At 68.1% G+C, this 19202-nt stretch carries 15 protein-coding genes; 11 read left to right on the top strand and 4 right to left on the bottom strand.

Going from position 1 to position 19202, the window contains the following annotated elements:
- On the bottom strand, window positions 1-171 hold a 171-nt coding region (locus ACWDR3_RS33190; protein ID WP_450356261.1), incomplete at its 3' end, for a peptide-methionine (S)-S-oxide reductase.
- A gap of 207 nt (window positions 172-378) precedes the next feature.
- Window positions 379-1593: an RNA-guided endonuclease InsQ/TnpB family protein gene (locus tag ACWDR3_RS33185; RefSeq protein ID WP_450356260.1), complete on the bottom strand. Its 1215-nt coding sequence runs from the start codon at window positions 1591-1593 to the stop codon at window positions 379-381.
- A 49-nt stretch (window positions 1594-1642) separates the two neighbouring features.
- Between ACWDR3_RS33185 and tnpA the strand changes: the two genes are divergently transcribed.
- The 3 genes from tnpA to ACWDR3_RS33170 all read left to right on the top strand — a co-directional run bounded on the left by tnpA (window position 1643) and on the right by ACWDR3_RS33170 (window position 5819).
- Window positions 1643-2071: an IS200/IS605 family transposase gene (gene tnpA, locus ACWDR3_RS33180; protein WP_450356259.1), complete on the top strand. Its 429-nt coding sequence runs from the start codon at window positions 1643-1645 to the stop codon at window positions 2069-2071.
- A 112-nt stretch (window positions 2072-2183) separates the two neighbouring features.
- Window positions 2184-3041: a DMT family transporter gene (locus ACWDR3_RS33175; RefSeq protein ID WP_450356258.1), complete on the top strand. Its 858-nt coding sequence runs from the start codon at window positions 2184-2186 to the stop codon at window positions 3039-3041.
- Window positions 3042-3269: 228 nt separating this feature from the next.
- Window positions 3270-5819 carry a discoidin domain-containing protein gene (locus tag ACWDR3_RS33170; RefSeq protein WP_450356257.1) on the top strand — a complete coding sequence of 850 codons (2550 nt, stop codon included), beginning with the start codon at window positions 3270-3272 and terminating at the stop codon, window positions 5817-5819.
- An 83-nt stretch (window positions 5820-5902) separates the two neighbouring features.
- On the opposite strand, the gene ACWDR3_RS33165 is transcribed toward ACWDR3_RS33170, so the two are convergent.
- The gene (locus ACWDR3_RS33165; protein WP_450356256.1) at window positions 5903-7102 is read right to left on the bottom strand and encodes a beta-1,3-glucanase family protein; all 1200 of its coding nucleotides are present in this window, start codon (window positions 7100-7102) and stop codon (window positions 5903-5905) included.
- 393 nt (window positions 7103-7495) lie between these two features.
- A complete protein-coding gene (locus tag ACWDR3_RS33160) occupies window positions 7496-9466 on the bottom strand; it encodes a hypothetical protein (protein WP_450356255.1) in 1971 nt (656 codons plus the stop codon).
- Between the two features lie 213 nt (window positions 9467-9679).
- Here ACWDR3_RS33160 and ACWDR3_RS33155 point away from each other — a divergent pair, with 213 nt between their 5' ends.
- From ACWDR3_RS33155 to ACWDR3_RS33120, 8 genes are all read left to right on the top strand, one after another.
- Window positions 9680-10678 (top strand): LacI family DNA-binding transcriptional regulator, encoded by a 999-nt coding sequence (locus ACWDR3_RS33155; protein WP_450356254.1) that lies wholly within the window; start codon window positions 9680-9682, stop codon window positions 10676-10678.
- Between the two features lie 157 nt (window positions 10679-10835).
- The gene (locus tag ACWDR3_RS33150; protein ID WP_450356253.1) at window positions 10836-12710 is read left to right on the top strand and encodes a right-handed parallel beta-helix repeat-containing protein; all 1875 of its coding nucleotides are present in this window, start codon (window positions 10836-10838) and stop codon (window positions 12708-12710) included.
- A 177-nt stretch (window positions 12711-12887) separates the two neighbouring features.
- Window positions 12888-13976, top strand: coding sequence for a substrate-binding domain-containing protein (locus tag ACWDR3_RS33145; protein ID WP_450356252.1), 1089 nt, complete (start codon window positions 12888-12890; stop codon window positions 13974-13976).
- Between the two features lie 38 nt (window positions 13977-14014).
- A complete protein-coding gene (locus ACWDR3_RS33140; protein ID WP_450356251.1) occupies window positions 14015-15103 on the top strand; it encodes a mandelate racemase/muconate lactonizing enzyme family protein in 1089 nt (362 codons plus the stop codon).
- Window positions 15100-16179 (top strand): ABC transporter permease, encoded by a 1080-nt coding sequence (locus ACWDR3_RS33135; RefSeq protein ID WP_450356250.1) that lies wholly within the window; start codon window positions 15100-15102, stop codon window positions 16177-16179. Before ACWDR3_RS33140 ends, ACWDR3_RS33135 begins: the two co-directional genes overlap by 4 nt.
- Entirely contained in the window at window positions 16176-17252 is a 1077-nt protein-coding gene (locus tag ACWDR3_RS33130) for an ABC transporter permease (RefSeq protein WP_450356249.1), read from the top strand. Before ACWDR3_RS33135 ends, ACWDR3_RS33130 begins: the two co-directional genes overlap by 4 nt.
- Window positions 17249-18865 carry a sugar ABC transporter ATP-binding protein gene (locus ACWDR3_RS33125; RefSeq protein WP_450356248.1) on the top strand — a complete coding sequence of 539 codons (1617 nt, stop codon included), beginning with the start codon at window positions 17249-17251 and terminating at the stop codon, window positions 18863-18865. The genes ACWDR3_RS33130 and ACWDR3_RS33125 overlap by 4 nt, the downstream gene beginning before the upstream one ends.
- Window positions 18862-19185, top strand: a complete 324-nt coding sequence (locus ACWDR3_RS33120) for an L-rhamnose mutarotase (protein WP_450356247.1) — start codon at window positions 18862-18864, stop codon at window positions 19183-19185. The genes ACWDR3_RS33125 and ACWDR3_RS33120 overlap by 4 nt, the downstream gene beginning before the upstream one ends.
- Window positions 19186-19202 lie beyond the last annotated feature (17 nt).

Raw genomic sequence — 19202 nt, 5'->3', positions numbered from 1 at the left:
CGACTTCCACATGACGCTGGCCCGTCTCTCGGGCAACCCGCTGCTGGTGGACACGCTCGACCGCATCTGGACGACTCGAGTGGAGACCACGCCCGGCAGCTTGCGGATCAGATCCTGCATGCCCCAGAAACAACCGCCGGCCAGCACGGCTCGTTCGGTTCCCGCTGTCATCAGACACTCCTTCGTGGTCGAACCTTCGTCGACGTTATAACCAGACCGGATGTACGGGTGTTCCCGCGCGCGGAAGTACCGCACGGCACGACGACGAGGGTGCCTCCCGCCCGACCGGCGTCTACCGTGAGACACGGCCGTGTCGCTGCTCCACCGAGCGCTCACCCCACCGTGACTCCTCCCCCTCGTGAACGAGGGGGCTTCTCGCTATGCCGGGTCGGCGTTGCGACGGACCAGCCCGGCCCGTAGAACGTTCAGGGCGCCCACCGTGTCCGCGTGCGCGATGTGGCCGCACGCGACGCAGTGGAACTTCTCCTGGGTGGGCCGGTTCTCCGCTGACACGTGCCCGCAGGCGGGGCAGGTCTGGGAGGTGTTGCGGGGGTCCACGGCGATCACTTCCCGTCCGGCGCTCTCAGCCTTGGCGTGCAGGATCGTCAGGAACACCCCCCATCCGGCATCCGAGATCGAGTGGTTGAGTCCGGCCTTCGCCGCGGCCCCATTGGGAAGGAAGCTTCCGGCCCGGTCGAGGTCGGGCTTGGGTGCGGGGGCCATGACCATGTTGCGGATCTTGAGGTCTTCGTGCGCGATGACATCGTGTCCCCGCACGAGATCAAGAGCGGTCTTGTGGGCGTGGTCCAGGCGCTGGCGTCGGACCTTACGATGCAGGTCAGCCACCTTCTGGACGGCCCGCTGGTGGTTGGCGGTGCGCTTGTCGCGGCGGACTCGGGGGAAACGGGCGAGAGCACGCTGTGCGGCGTGGAGCTTCGCGGCGGCCTTGCGCCCGTGGCAGGGGTTGGGCACGAACTCGCCGCCCGAGTCGGCAAGGAAGTTGGCGATGCCCATATCGATGCCGATCACGCTGCCGGTCGGCGGCAGCGGCTTGGGCTGCGGCTGCTCAGCCGTGAGAATGATGTACCAGCGCTTGCCCTCACGCTTTACCGACACGGTCTTGACTCTGCCGACCACGGCCCGGTGCTGGTTGACCTTGACATGCCCGACTCCCTGCAAGCGGACGCGGGGGACGAGATCATGCGGGGTGGAGTCCCAGCGGCAGCCATCCCCGTCCTTGGGAAAGTCCACCGTGTCGAACCAGTTCACGCCCCGAAAGCGCGGATAACCGGGCGTCTGTCCTGACGTGATCCGCCGGAAGAACGCGGTGAACGCCTTGTCCAGACGGCGCAGCGTGGCCTGCTGAGAAGAGAAGGACCAACGGCCCTGACGCTCCGGATCGAACGCCCTGATCTCCTTGAGCTGCGCGGACTGCTGCCCATACCTGATGCTCGTCTTCGAGGCGTGCCGGTAGGCATCGCGGCGTTCTTGCAACGCGCCGTTATAGAGCGAACAGTGATCGGCCAGCATCGCAGCGAGCGCAGCATCCTGGCCCACGGTGGGCCGCAGGAGGAACTTGTACGCACGGATCACCGGCCCCCTCCTTCCCCGTCGACTCGCTCGATCAGCATACATTTGGCGTATGTCACCGCGCTGGGAATCAAACCCTGACATCCGCACCGGTCGCCACGTCGCCTACGACCTCCACGCCCATTTGGTGTTCGTCACAAAATACCGGCGTGACGTCTTCGACGACGACATGCTGAAGAGGTGCGAGAACATCATGCGCGAGGTGTGTACCGGCTTCGAAGTGGAGCTGCGGGAGTTCAACGGCGACTCCGACCACGTGCACCTTCTCGTGCACTACCCGCCGAAGGTCACCCTCTCGAAGCTGATCAACTCCCTCAAGGGCGTCAGTTCCCGATATCTGCGGGCCGAATACACTGACCGGATCAACCGCATCGGCATGGGCTCAGTGTTCTGGTCCCGCTCCTACTTTGCGGGTTCCTGCGGCGGAGCACCGCTAACCGTGATCCGTCAGTACATCGAGGGCCAGAGGCGGCCCCTGTGACCATCACCCCAAAAAGTGCAGAGAACTCCGGCGCTTCGCGCCTCCACACCAAGAATGCGTTTCCCTCCCCGACTAAGGCCAGGGATACCCACGCAAGATCACGGATGGAGTCGTGATGGTGCTCGCCGTGCTCTTCGCCGTCCTGGGCGCCGTCAGCAATGCGGTGGGCACGGCCTTCCAGCGCAAGGCCGCGTCCACGGTGTCGCGGGGCGGTGGCGTGCATCTGCTGCTCGCTCTCGTACGGCGTCCCGCCTGGGCCATCGGTATCGCCGGAGTGACCGGTGCCGCGCTGTTCCAGGCGCTCGCCCTGATCAACGGGCCGATGGCACTCGTCCAGCCCCTCTTCATGCTGGAACTGCCCTTCGCCCTGCTCATCGCGGCGCCGCTGATGCATCGGCGGCTGAGCTCGCAGGGATGGTGGGCGGTCGGCGGAGTGGTGGCCGGCCTTGCCCTTCTCCTGGCTTCGGCGGCTCCGGCGGGGAACAGGGAGCAGGCGTCCATGCTGCGCTGGATTCCGGTCCTGATCCTCACCCTGGGCGCGATCGTCACCGCGGTGCTGCTCGCACGGTCCTCGACCTCGCCGCTGTTCCGTGCCGCCACCCTGGCGGCGGGTTCCGCGATCGGCAACGCGCTGACCGCCGCGCTCATGAAGTCGGCCACGAGCCGTCTCGCCGACGCGGGCCTGCCCGCCTTCCTCACCACCTGGCAGACCTACGGATTCGCGCTCACCGGCATCGCGGCCCTTCTGCTGCTGGAGAACTCCCTCCAGGCCGGTCCGCTCGCCGCGTCGCAGCCCGCGCTCACGATCGGCGACGCGGCGGTGAGCCTGCTGCTGGGCGTGGCCCTGTTCGACGAGACGATCCGGACCGGCTGGTGGCTGCTGCCCGAGGCGATCGGCGCGGGTCTGATCCTCTGGGGTGTGGTGCGGCTGACGCGCGTGGTGCCCCATCTCGTCGACATCGTGCGCTGAGTCCCGGTCGACACGCCAACACACCCTCCGAGTCCACGACTTGAAGGATTTCTGGTTCCCAGGGGTTGTCGAACGGGTGAAGTCATCAGTTAAATCAAGCCTTGAACTAAGCCATGGCCCGCCTTTCTCCAGCTATCGACCGACATGGCACCGCGATGGCACGACGTCGGCCGGGGGCGGTCCTTCACCTCATCAACCAGAGGCACCTCACCCGCAGAGGAACATGGCATGAGACTCAGATCCTTGGGTGTCGCGCTCGCCGCCACGGCAGCGTTGATCACCCTGCCCACGATCCAGTCACCGACGGCCTCGGCCGCCGACACCAACCTCTCCCAGGGCAGGACGGCGACGTCCTCCTCGACCGAGAACGCCGGTACGCCCGCCGCCAACGCGGTCGACGGCGACCCCGGGACGCGGTGGTCGTCCGCCGCGACCGACGACCAGTGGCTCCAGGTCGACCTCGGGACCTCCGCGACGCTCAGCCAGGTCGTCGTCAACTGGGAGACGGCGTACGGCAAGGACTACAAGGTCCAGGCCTCCACCGACGGCAGCACCTGGACCGACCTGCAGTCCGTCACCGGTGGAGACGGCGGCCTCGACACGCTCGCCGTCTCCGGTCAGGGCCGGTTCGTGCGGTTGCAGGGTGTGCACCGGGCGACCCAATGGGGGTACTCCGTCTGGGAGTTCCAGGTGTTCGGGACCACCGGCACGACCCAGCCCGGCACCTGCGGGACCGCCAACTCGGCGCAGGGCAAGACCGCTTCCGCCTCCTCGACGGAGAACGCCGGCACCCCCGCGTCCGCCGCCTTCGACGGCAACGACGCCACCCGCTGGTCCAGCCAGGCCTCGGACCCCCAGTGGCTGCGCGTGGACCTGGGCTCCGTCCAGGACCTCTGCAAGATCGACCTGAACTGGGAAGCCGCGTACGCCAAGGACTTCCAGATCCAGGCCTCCGCCGACGGCACCAACTGGAACACGCTCAAGACCGTCACCGGCGCGACCGGCGGACGGGCCTCCTACGACGTCAGCGGTTCGGGACAGTACGTCCGGGTGCTGGGGACCGCGCGTGCGACGGGATACGGCTACTCGCTTTGGGAGTTCGCCGTCCACACCGGATCGGGTGGCACTCCCCCGGTCGAAGGCGGCGGTGACCTGGGGCCGAACGTGATCGTCGTGGACCCCAACACCCCTGATCTGCAAGGCAAGTTCGACCAGGTCTTCGCGCAGCAGGAATCGGCGCAGTTCGGCTCCGGGCGCTACCAGTTCCTTCTCAAGCCGGGCACCTACAACGGCATCAACGCCCAACTCGGCTTCTACACCTCGATCTCCGGGCTCGGGCTGAACCCCGACGAGACCCAGATCAACGGCGACATCACCGTGGACGCGGGCTGGTTCAACGGCAACGCCACGCAGAACTTCTGGCGTTCGGCGGAGAACCTCGCGATCACGCCGTCCAACGGCACCGACCGCTGGGCCGTCGCGCAGGCCGCGCCGTTCCGCCGTATCCACGTCAAGGGCGGCCTCAACCTCGCGCCCAACGGCTACGGTTGGGCCTCCGGCGGCTACATCGCCGACTCGAAGATCGACGGCACGGTCGGCCCGTACTCGCAGCAGCAGTGGTACACCCGGGACAGCTCGGTGGGTGGCTGGACCAACGGCGTGTGGAACATGACGTTCACGGGTGTCGAGGGCGCGCCTGCCACCAACTTCGACACGGGCCCGTACACCACGCTGGACACGACTCCGACGTCTCGCGAGAAGCCGTTCCTCTATCTCGACGGCACCGACTACAAGGTCTTCGTGCCCGGCAAGCGCACCAACGCGCGCGGGGTGTCCTGGCCCGCCAACGCCGGCGGGACCTCGCTGCCGCTCAGCCAGTTCTACGTGGTCAAGCCCGGCGCGACGGCCGCCACCATCAACACCGCGCTCGCCCAGGGCCTGAACCTGCTGTTCACACCCGGCGTCTACCACCTGGACCAGACGATCAACGTCAACCGCGCCGACACCGTGGTGCTCGGGCTCGGCCTGGCCACGCTGGTGCCCGACGGGGGCGTCGACGCCATGCACGTGGCGGACGTCGACGGTGTCCGCCTCGCCGGATTCCTCATCGACGCCGGCGCCACCAACTCCGACACGCTGCTGCAGATCGGCCCCGCCGGCGCCGGTGCGGACCACTCGGCCGACCCGACCACGATGCAGGACGTGTTCGTCCGGATCGGCGGTGCCGGACCCGGTCTCGCCACCAACTCGGTGGTCGTCAACAGCGACGACGTCGTGATCGACCACACCTGGATCTGGCGCGCCGATCACGGCGAAGGCGTCGGCTGGGACACCAACCGGGCCGACTACGGCCTCAAGGTCAACGGCGACGACGTCCTCGCGACCGGGCTGTTCGTGGAGCACTTCAACAAGTACGACGTGCTCTGGAGCGGCGAGCGCGGCCGCACGATCTTCTTCCAGAACGAGAAGGCCTACGACGCGCCGAACGCCGCCGCCATCACCCATGACGGGATCGTCGGCTACGCCGCCTACAAGGTCGCCGACACGGTGAACGTGCACGAGGCCTGGGGTCTGGGCAGCTACTGCAACTACACGTCCGACCCGACCATCGTGCAGCACCACGGCTTCCAGGTGCCCGTCAAGACCGGGATCAAGCTGCACGACATCCTGGTCATCTCCCTTGGCGGAAAGGGCCAGTACGCACACGTCGTCAACGACACCGGGGCACCGACCTCCGGCACCGACACCGTCCCCTCGAAGATCACACAGTTCCCGTGATCCGGGGCGGGTGAACCGCCGAGCCTGATCCGATCTGCTGCGGGCCGTCAGCCTCCCCTTTCGGCCCGCAGCACCGGCAGGCGTCAGAACGCGGACAGGGTCAGGGTGAAGCCGGTCGGGGCGGTGTCCTGGATGTAGGAGGCGAAGTCCGCCACGTCGTCGAAGGCGAATCCGTAGGCCTTGCCGTCCTCGGTCGCCGCGTGGATCGCCTTCGCGTAGTGGTTGGTCAACTCGCCCTGGTAGAAGGCGGCGGGGTCGGTGGTCGGCTGGTCGCTGCTGCTGAGCAGCGTCGACCGGTTGAAGCCGGCGCCCAGGACCGCGGCGACCGGTCCGGTGGTGCCGTCGTTGGGTGCGGCGAGATTGCCGTCGCAGAAGAGGACGTCACGGGTGGTGGGCCTGGCGAAGGACACCGACGCCGGTCCGTCGAAGGTGAGGCGGTCGCCGCGCACGCGGCCGGTGAACGTACCCGCGTTGGTGGTGACCTTGAGGTCCTTGCCCGTGTACGTGCTCCACACCTCGTCGATGTAGGGCGCGAAGTAGTCCTTGGCGAAGAGGGCGGCGTCCAGGCCGTGGCCGGGAGCGATGATGCGGGTGTCGTCGACGATCAGCGGAGCGAACTCCTCGATCTGCTTGACGGCGGCGAAGGCGGCGGCCCGGCCGCCCGCGCGCAGGGTGCCCGTCGTCTGGTCCTTGTCGCCGGTGAGCCGGATCGCCAGCGGCACGCTGAACATGTCGACCATGGTGGTGTTGCAGAACATGCCGGCCGCGTTGTGCGTGAACTCCGCACAGTCGTGCAGCACTCCGTAGTTGGGGTCCGACTCGACCCACCCGGCCGGGTACTGGAGGGCCGCGGCGCCGTTGCCGTCCGTCACGGCCTTGAACTTGAGCTTCTGGCCCAGTGCCACATAGATGCGGCCCGACATGTACGGCAGGGACAGCGTGGTCGCGCCGCTGCCCGCGAGCGGGATCGCGTAGTCGGTGAAGCCGTCGGCGCCGTTGTCGGAGACCGCGATGGGGACGGCCTCGCCCCCGGGAGTGAGCCTGACCTGCTTGCCGTCCAGGTTGCCCACGACGTACAGGTGCACGGAGGCGTTGTCGAACGAACCGCTGTTGTTGACGACGGTCATGGGCAGCGGGCCCGCCGCCGCTGCGGCCCGGCCCGCCGCCTGGTCGGCGAACGCGTGAGGGGCGATGGCGGCGATGGCCGGAGCGGCCACGGCCGCGCCTCCGAGGGCGAACATCATCTTGCGGCGGGTCAGGTTGCGCTGGTGACGGGGCGTCATGGCGATAACTCACCTTGTCTGTGGGGGGGCGTTCAGGTCGAGCCGTGACGGCACACCACCCGCGTGTGGACGCACCGAGACCTGAGAGCGCTCTCAATCGCACGCCGTGCGCCGTCGACGGGCCCCGACGATACGCACGATCGTTGCTCCCGCCAACCGGAACGCGAAGCCGCCAAACTCCCCTGACCTGCGGCTTCTTGAGAGGAGGGCGGAATTCCACGAATGCATAAGGCGCGTTTAACACGTACTTAAGCCCGGCGGGACGGACCCGGTGCACCACCGGCCGCACAGGCCGACAGCCCGTCCTCCTGGCTCAGGGTGGGGAGGACGGGCTGTCGGCTGCTGCCGGGCGTCGGCGGCCCGGCGTCGGGACGGGTGGGACGGGCGTCCGCGTCAGTCGGAAACCCGTACCACCGTGGTCGCCCCGGCCCGGACCGTCGGCGTCGCATAGGTGTAGGTCACGCCGTCGACCTTCTTGGTGTGCACGCGCTGCGGGACGCCGTTCACCGTGATCTTCTTGTGGACCCCGGCGAAGCGGGCCTCCCACTGGTAGGAGCCCTTGCGCGCGTTGTTCGTCAGCGTGGTCTTCGTCGCGCCGTCGTGCCGGACGGTGACGGAGCCCGTGCCGATGGAGACGTCCGCCGCCTGGAGCCACTTCATGCCGGAGGGCAGCCGAGACTGGGTGGTCACCTTGTGGTTCGGCGCGTCCGGGGTGATGCCCATCAGCCCCTGGACGGTCTGGCTGACCAGCGTGAACGACACCTCGGGGTAGTCGCCGTTGGGACCCTGGCTGGAGTTGATGTGCTGGATCTCCCGCTCGCCGTAGATCTTCTTCATCCACTGCCAGGCGGTGTCGTTGCGGTTGTTCTTGAAGAACATGTCCGGCAGGTACGTCGTGGACTCGATGTTGGGCGAGCCGTTCGGGCCCAGCTCCTCCGCCTGGATGTAGTCGAGGTAGGCGTCGTTGCGCGGGCCGGGGTCGATGATCTGCTTCATCGGCATGAAGACGCTGTTCTCCTTGCCCCAGCCGGTGACCGGGGTGCCGGAGAGCGTGTAGGCGCGGACCATGTCGGCGCCGGTTCCGGTGCCGCTCCACGTGTCGTTGAAGTACTTCTTGAGGTCGGCGGCCTTCTTGTCGTACGTCTTGGCGAGCTTGGTGTCGCCCTTGCCGCGCGCGAGGACGGCCATCGCCAGGTACGCCTGGTACTCGGAGGCGATGCCGTCACCGGCCTCGGCGAGTCCGTCGCCGTCCTGTTCGTTGTAGCTGGCGGCGCCCTGGAAGATGCCGTTGCCCGTGCCCTCGGCGACCTTGACCTTGCCGTTGTCCACGGCGGAGTTGTGCAGGTCGATGAACTGGTCGGTGGCGTGCCGGTAGAACTCCCACAGCGCCGGGTCGTCCACGTATCTGCGGTCGCCGGTCCACAGGTAGGCCTGGGCCGCCTTCTCGACGAGTTCGAAGGTGGCCGGCACCTCGCGCACGAAGTTGTCCGGGGTCTTGTAGTCGATGCTCAGGTACGTCTTCGCGTCGAAGTTGAGAGACCAGACCGGGAAGTACTTGTGCTCGGCGGTGGCCGATGCCGCGTAGGAGCGGAGCATGTTCTCGTTCTCGTCGTCGAGACCGATGATGTGCGCGCCGGCCAACTGGTGGGTCATGTCACGGGAGTAGTAGGCGCTGCGGTTGGCGTACCCGGCCCAGTAGGTGGGCCCGTACGTCGCGGTACCGGTGCCGCCGACCTGGTACTCGTCCACGTTGATCGGGCCGACCGTGCCGGGCAGTTGCGCCCAGCTGTTGGCCTTCTTCTTGGCCCAGTCGAACATCTCGGCGACCTCGGGGTCGGACGAGGTGACCTTGGGGTCGGCGGACGCGGCCGGGGAGATCATGAGGTCGTCGGCGTTGACCCAGGCGGTGCCGGAGCCGAACTCGATCTGCAGCCGGTCGCCGGTCTTCAACGTGACGCCACTGATGGTGTACCGGGCGTAGCCGGGGTGCTGCGGCAGCGTGATCGTCTGGACGGTCTGGCCGTTGCGTCTGACCGTGTACGTGCCGCCGGTGCCGGCGCTGCCGATCCAGGCGGAGAAGTCGTAACTGCCGTTCCTGGGCGCGACGATGGTCACCTGCCCGCTCTTGCCGGCGCCGGCGTCGAGGTAGAGGAAGCGCTCGCCGCCGTGCCGGTTGCCGGTACCGACACCGGCTCCCGAGGTGAAGGTCCAGCCCGTGCCGCCGTTCTCGAAGCCCGGGTCCGGGATGGCCAGCTGGGGGCGGGCGGCGGAGGTGCCGTCCGCCGACGCCGTGGCCGACAGCGCGGGCGCCATCGGCACGATCACGGCAACAGCGGTGAGCAGCATGAGCCTTGAGGGCTTCATCGGGTCTCCCGGGTCTTCAGTCACGGCGAGGGTGCGGACGGCCGCGTGGTGGCGGAAAGCTAACAGGGGCGGAAGAGGCGATTCAATGGTCATGCGCAAGAAACATGGAAGACACGCAGACTCACTGCTATCTTCCCTGGACGATTGGGCTGAAAGTTTTCGTCCGATCGTTGCAAGTCGAGGCTCATCGCACGTTGCGACGGAGGGAACCGCATGAAGGTCGGCATCACCGAGGTCGCGGTCCGGGCGCAGGTGAGCGAGGCCACGGTCAGTCGCGTCATCAACCGGCGCCAGGGCGTGTCGCGCAGAACGCGCGAGGCGGTCGAGCAGGCGATGACCGACCTGGGCTACGAGCGGCAGACGCGGGGACAGCTCGTCGCGGTCATCACCGAACTCGTCTCCAACCCGTTCTTCGCGGACATCTGCGAACGGATCGAGTCCACGCTCGCCCCGCACGGACTGAAGACGGTCGTGTGCCCGTGCTTCCCGGGCGGGGTACAGGAGTTGGACTTCCTGACCTCCCTCGCCGACCGGGGCGTGGCCGCCGTGGTCTTCCTGTCCGCCAGCAACACGATCGAGGGCTCGGACCCGGGGGCGTACGAGCTGCTGCGCTCCCGCAGGATCCCGTTCGTCGGGATCAACGGGCAGTTCGAGGGCGTGAGCGAGGCGCCGGTCTTCTCCACGGACGATCTGCTGGCCGCCGAACTCGCCGTCGACCACCTTTACCGGCTCGGTCACCGCCGTATCGGCATGGCGTCGGGTCCGGTCGGCAACCGTCCGGCCGACCGGCGGGTCAGCGGGTTCATCGCCTCGCTCGCCAAGCGCGGGGTGGAGGATCCGGAGCAGTGGGTGGTGCGGCAGTCGTACACCGTCGAGGGCGGACAGTCCGCCGCGATCTCGCTGCTCGGCCGGGGCGCCACGGCCGTGGTCGCGGCCAGCGACTACATGGCGCTGGGCGCGATCCGCGGGGCGCGCCGGCAGGGGTACGACGTCCCGGGCGATGTGTCGGTCGTGGGCTACGACGGCGCCATGATCATGGACTTCGTCGACCCGCCGCTCACCACGGTCCGCCAGCCGGCCGACCGCCTCGCCTCGGAGGTGGCCCGCAGCGTCCTCGCCCTGGTCGGCAACCGTGACGTGCCCGTCGGCGAGCTCCTCTTCGACCCGGAGCTGGTGATCCGCGCGAGCACGGCGGCGCCGAGGACGGAGTGAGGCGCCGGCCATGGGCGTCGGTTGCGGTTGCTCGTCCGGACCATTGACCTAGACATCGGATCTAAGGACACTCTGCCCGGAGGTCCGGCTGATCAAGTAGCGGAAACTTCACCTATTCATCGGGTGTTTCATGACTCATGGATGCTCCGGAGGGGCTATGCCAAAGTCTCGGTTCGTGTTTCTCGGGTTGTCGCTCGCGTTGCTCGGAGGTGCCGCCAGCCCTGTCGTCGCGGCGCCGGCCGCAGCGCACAAGGCGAGACCGGTGGTGGTCGACGTGGACGACTACGGGGCCGACCCCACCGGCAAGAAAGACTCCGCGCCCGCCTTCGCCGCGGCGCTGCGGCACGCCAAGAAGGTCGACGGCGACCGGCCGGTCAAGGTCGTCTTCTCCAAGGGCACCTACCAGATCTACCCGGAGCGGGCCGAGACGCGTGAGCTGTACGTCTCCAACACCGTTGGCGCCGACCAGCGTTACCGGGACAAGAAGATCGGCCTGCTCATCGAGGACATGCACGACGTCACCGTCGACGGCGGCGGGGCCAAGCTCGTCTACCACGGTCTGCAGACGGCGTTCGCGTCGATCCGCTCGACCAATGTGACGTTCCAGAACTTCTCCTTCGACTACGCGGCCCCCGAGGTCATCGACGCGACCGTCGCCACCGCCGGTGTCGCCGACGGGCACGCCTACCGCGTCCTGAAGATCCCGGCCGGCAGCCCGTACGAGGTGAACGGCACGCACATCACCTGGCTCGGCGAGAAGAGCCCGGTCACCGGGCAGCCGTACTGGTCGGGCACGGACGGGCTCCAGTACACGCAGGTCCACGATCCCAAGGCGCAGAAGACCTGGCGTGCGGACAACCCGCTGTTCAACGACGTCGCCTCCGTCACCGACCTCGGCGGACGTAAGATCCGCATCGAGTACAACGGCGCGACACAGCCGACGGACGCCGGGCTCGTCTACCAGATGCGGCTCATCGAGCGGACCGAGCCGGGCGCCTTCATCTGGGAGTCCAAGAACGTCACGATGCGTTCGATGAACGCGTACTACCTCCAATCGTTCGGTGTGGTGGGGCAGTTCAGCGAGAACATCTCCATCGACAAGGTGAACTTCGCGCCCGATCCCAAGTCCGGCCGCTCGACCGCCTCGTTCGCGGACTTCGTGCAGATGTCCGGCGTCAAGGGCAAGGTCTCGATCACGCGGAGCGTCTTCGACGGCCCGCACGACGACCCGATCAACATCCACGGCACCTATCTGGAAGTCGTCGGGCAGCCCGGGCCGAACACCCTCACGCTCGCCTACAAGCACCCGCAGACCGCGGGGTTCCCGCAGTTCGCCCCGGGTGACGAGGTCGAGTTCACCACCAAGCGCACGATGACCCAGCTGACCCCGGCACACGCCAAGGTCACCGCGGTCGACGGGCCGAGCGGGATGGACCACGACAAGCCGCTCACCACGATGACCGTCACCTTCGACCGGCCGGTCCCCGCCGGGACCGAGATCGGCGGCACGGTCGTCGAGAACATCACGGCCACCCCGTCGGTCGTCATTTCCGGCAACGTGTTCCGCAACGTGCCGACCCGCGGCATCCTCGTCACCACCCGCAAGCCCGTCCTGATCACCGGCAATCGGTTCGACGCGATGTCCATGGCGAGCATCTACGTCTCCGCCGACGCGTACCAGTGGTACGAGTCGGGGCCGGTCTCCAACCTGACGATCCGCGACAACTCCTTCACGCGGCCCAGTGGTCCGGTCATCTTCGTGGAGCCGACCAATCAGGTCGTGGATCCGGCGAACCCGGTGCACCACAACATCTCGGTCGAGCACAACTCGTTCGACATCGGTGACGTGACCGTGGTCAACGCCAAGAGCGTCGGCGGGTTCACCTTCACCGGCAACACGGTCCGACGGCTGGACAAGGCGGATCAACCGCCGTACACCTCACCGCTGTTCGTCTTCCACGGCAGTTCGGACGTCCGGATCGCGCGCAATCACTACGACAAGGGTCTCAACACGTCCGTCGTCTCGGACTGAGGCCGGTGGTTGAGGGGCGGACGTCCTGTCCGTCCCTCAACACCTCTTGAAATCCTATGTGATCTAGCTCCATCACGACGGAGCGGCAATCGCTGCACGGGTATTGACGTGGCAATCACCCCTCCCCCAGCATCACGGGCAACCGAAATCCTATTTGATTCAAGTGGGGCAAGCACCATGAGCCGTCGTAGATCCGTGCTGTCAGCCACCGTCACCCTCTTCCTCCTCGCCGCCTCGACAGCCGCCTGCACCATCAAGAACTCGGACGACCCGAGCGCGGCCGACACCGCCTCCACGCGGACCGGTGGCGGGTCGGCCGAGCTCGCCGACGGTTCCAAGACCAAGGTCGCGCTGGTGCCCGGTGGAGCCCACCCCTACTTCCAGCCCTGGAAGACGGCCGGCGCGGAGGCCAAGAAGACCCTCGGCCTGGGTGACGTGACGTTCGACGAGACCGCCGAGTGGGACCAGCAGAAGCAGAACGACCTGCTGTCGACGCTGGCCGCCCGCGGCTACAACGCGTTCGGCATCTTCGGGGTCTCCCCGACCGACATCAACTCCACCTTCGCGGACCTCAAGTCCCAGGGCTACGCGGTCGCTTCGCTCGCGTCCTGCCCCGCCGGCGGCACCAACGACGCCGACTTCTGTCTGTCGACGGACGTCGAACTCGCCGCCTACAAGGCCGCGCAGGCCGCCATCAAGGCGATGGGCGGCAAGGGCGCGCTGGTCCACCTCACCGGCAACAACGTGGACGCCAACACCCAGTTGAGGATGAAGGGCGTACAGAAGGCGGTGAAGGAGACCGGCGGCAAGGTGACGCTGCTGCAGACCATCACCGACATCGACAAGGACCTCCAGACCGCGCAGAAGGCCGTCTCCGACCTGCTCGCGGCCAAGGGCTCGAAGATCCAGGGCATCGTCTCGACCGCGTACAACCCGGCGGTCGCCGCGGCCGAGGCCGTGCGCGAGTCGGGGTCGAAGGCGAAGGTCGTGGCGATCGACGACGACGCCAAGATCCTCAGCTCCATCAAGAACGGCTCCGTGACCGCGACGGTCGTGCAGAACCCCGTCGGCCAGGCGGAGATCGGTACTTGGGCCCTCGCGCTGCTGCAGACCAAGCAGTGCACGATGGCGAAGCCCGGACAGATCGTCGACTCCGGATCCTTCGTCGTGACGAAGGCGAACGTCGCCGACTACGACAGCGCACGGCAGGCCAAGACCGCCGAGCTGAAGAAGCAGTTCGCCGACACGTACCTCAACTGCCGCTGAACGCCCGGGCCACGGACGAAAGAAAGCCGCCACACCACATGAGCATCATCACCGACGCCACGGCCCTGCTGGCCGACATCGCGGTCGAGACGGACCGCACCGACGCCGTGCAGTCGTTCGTCAAGCAGGAGACGATCCTCGTACGACTGACCACCGCGGACGGCCTCGAAGGAACCGGCTACGCCTACACGATCGGCACCGGCGGAACCTCCGTACTGGCTCTCCTGCGCGACCACCTCCTGCCGCTCCTCGCCGGCAAGGACGCGCGCAACGTCGAGGCGCTCTGGCAGGAGCTGTTCGGCGTGACGCGCGCGACGACCACCGGTGCCATCACCTCGCTCGCGCTCGCCGCGGTCGACACCGCCCTGTGGGACCTGCGCTGCAAGCGGGCCGGCGAGCCCCTGTGGCGACTGGCCGGCGGTCACCGGCAGCACGTCCCGGTGTACGACACCGAGGGCGGCTGGCTCCACCTCAGCACCGAGGACCTGGTCAAGGGAGCCCTCGCGGCGAAGGACGCGCAGTGGGCCGGCGTCAAGATCAAGGTCGGCAAGCCGCACATCGCCGAGGACGCGGAGCGGTTGCGCACGGTCCGCGAGGCCGTCGGCCCTGCGCTGCACATCATGACGGACGCCAACCAGTCGCAGTCGCTGTCCCGTGCCGTCCAACTGGCCGCCGCACTGGAGCCGTTCGACCCGTACTGGCTCGAAGAGCCCATGCCCGCCGACGACATCAGCGGCCACGCGACCCTCGCCCGCTCGACCCGGATCCCGATCGCGGTCGGTGAGTCGATGTACTCCCCGATGCAGTTCCGCAACTGCCTGGAGACCGGCGGAGCTTCGGTGGTGCAGGTCGACGTCGCCCGCGTCGGCGGCATCACCCCGTGGCTCAAGGTGGCGCACCTGGCGGAGACCTTCAACGTCATGGTGTGCCCGCACTTCCTGATGGAACTGCACGTCAGCCTGGTCGCCGCGATCCCCAACGGCGCGTACGTGGAGTACATCCCGCAGCTGCGCGCCGTGACCCGCACCGAACTCACCGTCCAGGACGGTCTCGCCGTGGCGCCGGACGAGCCGGGCATCGGCATCGACTGGGACATGGACGCGCTAGAGGACCGGAGGGTGTCATGAAGACGGCCGCCGTCACCGAGCCAGAGAGCGGGACGGACCGCCCCACCGAAGGGGCGCGCCCGGCGCACCGGTTGCCGTTCTGGGTCAACCAGAGGCTGGGCCTGCTGGTGCTGATCGTCGCGCTGAGTATCCTCTTCGGTTCCCTGCGGCCGGCCTTCTTCGACGCACGACTGGTGCTCTTCCCGCTGCTGAGGGACATCTCGACGCTGACGGTGGTGGCCCTCGCGCAGATGGTGGTGCTCTCCATCGGGCACATGAACCTCGCCGTCGGTCGCATGGCCGCCTTCGGCGCGCTCTTCGCCGGGTTCGGCTACGACCGGCTCCATCTGCCGCTCGTCCTGGGCCTGTTGCTGTGTCTGGTCGCCGGCTGTGTCATCGGCGCGCTGACCGGCTGGATCATCGCCCGCACCGGCGTGAGCTCCTTCGTCGTGACGCTGGCGATGGACTTCGCGCTGCTGGGTCTGGTCTCGCTGCTGTACTCGTCCCTCACCGACAACGCCGCGTTCACGACCCGGCCGGACGGGCTCGCGGAGCTGCGCTCCTACTCGCTCGCCGACATCTGCGTCGGGCCGGTCTGTGGCTCCCCCGCCATCCCGCAGATGGCCCAGTTCACGGTGCTGGCACTCGTCGTCCTCGGCTTCCTGTACGCCCGTACCCGCATGGGACGCGAACTGCTGCTCACCGGTGCCAATCCCGCCGCCGCCGAGCTGTCCGGCATCCCGACGGGCCGCCGAATCGTCCTGGCGCACGGCCTGTCCGGACTGCTCGCCGCACTCGCCGGCTTCATGGCCGCCGTCGGCACCGGCACGTTCAGCGCCTCCATCGGCGACGACTTCATGCTGCCCTCGTTCCTCGGGGCGGTCCTCGGCGGGACCCTGCTCACCGGCGGGGTCGTCTCCGTCATCGGCGCCCTGCTCGGCACCTCGCTGGTCGGCGTGATCCGCAAGGGCCTCGACCTGCTCGGGGTCGGCCTCGAAAGCCTCAACATCTACCTCGGCTGCATCCTGCTGCTGGCTCTGTCGGCAGACCGGGTACGCACCGTCGTGTCCTATCGCAAGGTGGTGCGCTCCACATGACCACGCTCCACGACCGGGGAGCCGCCGCCCTCCCCGCGCTGCGGCGCTACTCCCGCTCCACGACGATGACCCTGCTCTGCGTGGTCCTCGCGGGCTATCTGGCCCTGGGCATCTCCTCGTCCGGCGACTTCTTCGAGGGGCCCTCGCTCCGCACCTTCCTCCAGTACCTCGCCACGCCGATCCTCATCGGGCTGGCCCAGATGGTGGCCCTGTGCGTCGGGCAGCTCAACCTCGCCGTCGGCGCCCTGGGCGGTTTCAGCGCCTGTCTGATGGGCGTGCTGATGGCCGACCACGGCGTCCCCGCCGTACTGGCCGTGCTGATCGGCGTGTTGAGCGCCACCCTGATCGGGCTGGTGACAGGTGTGTTCATCGTCGCCACCCAGATCAACGGGTTCATCGTCACGCTCGGCACGATGACGATCCTGCTCGGGGCGCAGTACCGGCTGTCGGGGACGCGCACCATCGACGGGTACTCCCCCACGCTGCGCGACCTCGGGCGCGACGCGCCGCTGAACATCCCGCTCGTCTTCGTCACCGCGCTCGTCGCGGCGGCGCTCCTTGCCGCGTTCATGTACCGCACGGTCGCCGGACGACGGCTGCTGGCCGCCGGTGGAAACCCCCTCGCCGCCCGACTGTCGGGCATCTCCACGGACAGGCAGATCATCCTCGCGCACACCCTGTCGGGACTGCTCGTCGGCATCGCCGCGCTGACCGCCACCGCCTCGCTGCCCGGCGTCAACCGCAGTGTCGGCGGCGACTGGCTGCTGCCCAGCTTCGCGGCGCCGATCATCGGCGGGGTCGCCCTGACCGGTGGCTCGGTGGCCGTGTTCGGCACGGTGCTCGCCGCCTTCGTCATGCGCCTGATCGACACCGCGCGCGCCCAGTACTCACTCGACCCGAGCTGGGTCAACTTCCTCATCGGCGTGGTCGTGCTCGGCACGGTCGTCGGCGGCCGGATGCGCGAGACGCACCTCGACAAGAAGGGCCGGGCGCCCGGACGCACCCCACCCGTGCCACCGGACAGTGGACCGCAGCCGGCCGGCGCGCTGCCCACGACGGGAGGCACCCGATGAGCGAGATCCTGTCGTCGGAAGACGGTCTGCCGGAGAGCGGCTCGGCGGACGAAGTGGCGCGGGGAGACGTCCTGTTGGAGTGCGAGGACATCGTCAAGGTCTTCCCCGGTGTACGCGCTCTCGACGGCGTGGGCCTGCGGCTGACCGCCGGCTCGGTACACGCGCTGCTCGGCGAGAACGGCGCGGGCAAGTCGACGCTGATCAAGGTCATCACCGGGGTGCACACACCCGACGGCGGCAGGCTCGTGCGGGATGGTGAGGAGATCCATCTCCGCTCCCCACTGGACGCCACCCGGGCCGGGATCGGTGTCGTCCACCAGGAACGCAACCTGATCCCCGGCTTCTCCGTGGCGGAGAACATCACGCTCCAGAATCCGCCCTCGCGGCGCGGTCTGGTCGACCGGGAGGCGATGACCGCCCCGGCCGAGCGCTGCCTGGCCGAACTCGGCCTGGACATCGACCCGCACCGCCCGGTGCGCGAACTGTCGGTCGCGCAGCAGCAGTTGGTGGAGATCGCCAAGGCCCTGTACACCGAGAGCCGGGTCCTCCTGCTCGACGAGCCGACCGCGTCCCTGTCTCCGCAGGAGGCCGACCGACTCTTCGAGGTCGTACGGCGGCTCACGGAACGCGGCACGTGTGTCGTCTTCGTCAGCCACAAGCTGGAGGAGGTCTTCGCGGTCTGCGACACCGTCACCGTCCTGCGCGACGGTCGCTCCGTCCTCGAATCGGCCCCGCTCGCCGAGCACACCCAGGACGACGTGGTCACCCTCATGGTCGGCCGCACCCACGCGGTGACGGACATGGCACCGCGCACCGTGGACACCTCGGCGGCCCCGGCGCTGTCCCTCACCGGCGTCTCCACCGCGGCGGGCCACGAGGACATCTCGCTCAGCGTCCGCCCCGGGGAGATCGTCGGCCTCTACGGGCTGGTCGGCGCGGGCCGCAGCGAACTGGTCAAGGCCGTCCTCGGCCTGGACCGCGTCACCGGTGGCGAGATCCAGGTCTACGGCAAGACGGCGAAGATCGGTTCGCCACGCGAGGCCCTGCACGAGTACGGCATCGGGTACCTGACCGAGAACCGCAAGGAGGAAGGCGTCTTCCTGGAGCAACCCATCGTCCGGAACATCACGGTGACGGTGTGGAAGAGGCTCGCGCGGGCCCTGGGATACGTCTCCTCTCGCGAGGAACAGAAGGTCTCCGAGGATCTCGTCGACCGCCTGAGCATCCGTGTCTCCGGGCTCCAGCAGAACGCCGGTGAACTCTCCGGCGGCAACCAGCAGAAGGTCAGCCTGGCGAAGTGGCTCGCGGCGGACACCAAGCTGCTCGTCGTCGACGAGCCGACGGTCGGCGTGGACGTCCGCACCAAGCACGCCTTCCACGAACTGATCTGGGAGTTGGCCCGCGGTGGTCTGCCCATCCTCCTCATCAGCAGCGACCTGGCGGAGATGATCACGCTGGCCGACCGGGTCGTCGTCATGGCCGACCACCGCATCCGCGGCGAGGTGGACAACGACCACGACTACGATCGGATGAGCGGACAGATCATCCGCGTCATCCACGACCGCGCCGTCTCGGTCGTGTCCCCGGTATCGATGAAGGGTGCCACCGCGTGAAGCGCGTCGCTCAGGTCATTCGCGTCCGCCCCGAGAAGTTGGACGAGTACCGCGAACTGCACCGCTCCGTGCCCGGTCCCGTCCTCGATCAGATCCGGCGCGCCCATATCGCCAACTACTCGATCCACCTGCTCGGCGACCGGCTGTTCAGCTACTTCGAGTACCACGGGGAGGACCTGGAGGCGGACCTCGCCCTGATGGCGGAGGACCCGGCGACACAGGAGTGGTGGGAGCTGACGGCCCCTTGCCAGGAGCCGGTTGAGGAAGCGGCGCCGGGTGAGTGGTGGGCGTCGACGGAGCAGGTGTTCCTCATGGAGTAGGCCTCCCGCTGGCGGAG

This window comes from Streptomyces sp. NPDC001002 (assembly GCF_053599215.1).
The sequence above is the reverse complement of the archived record's forward strand: the minus strand, read 5'-3'. Positions and strand labels throughout refer to the sequence as shown.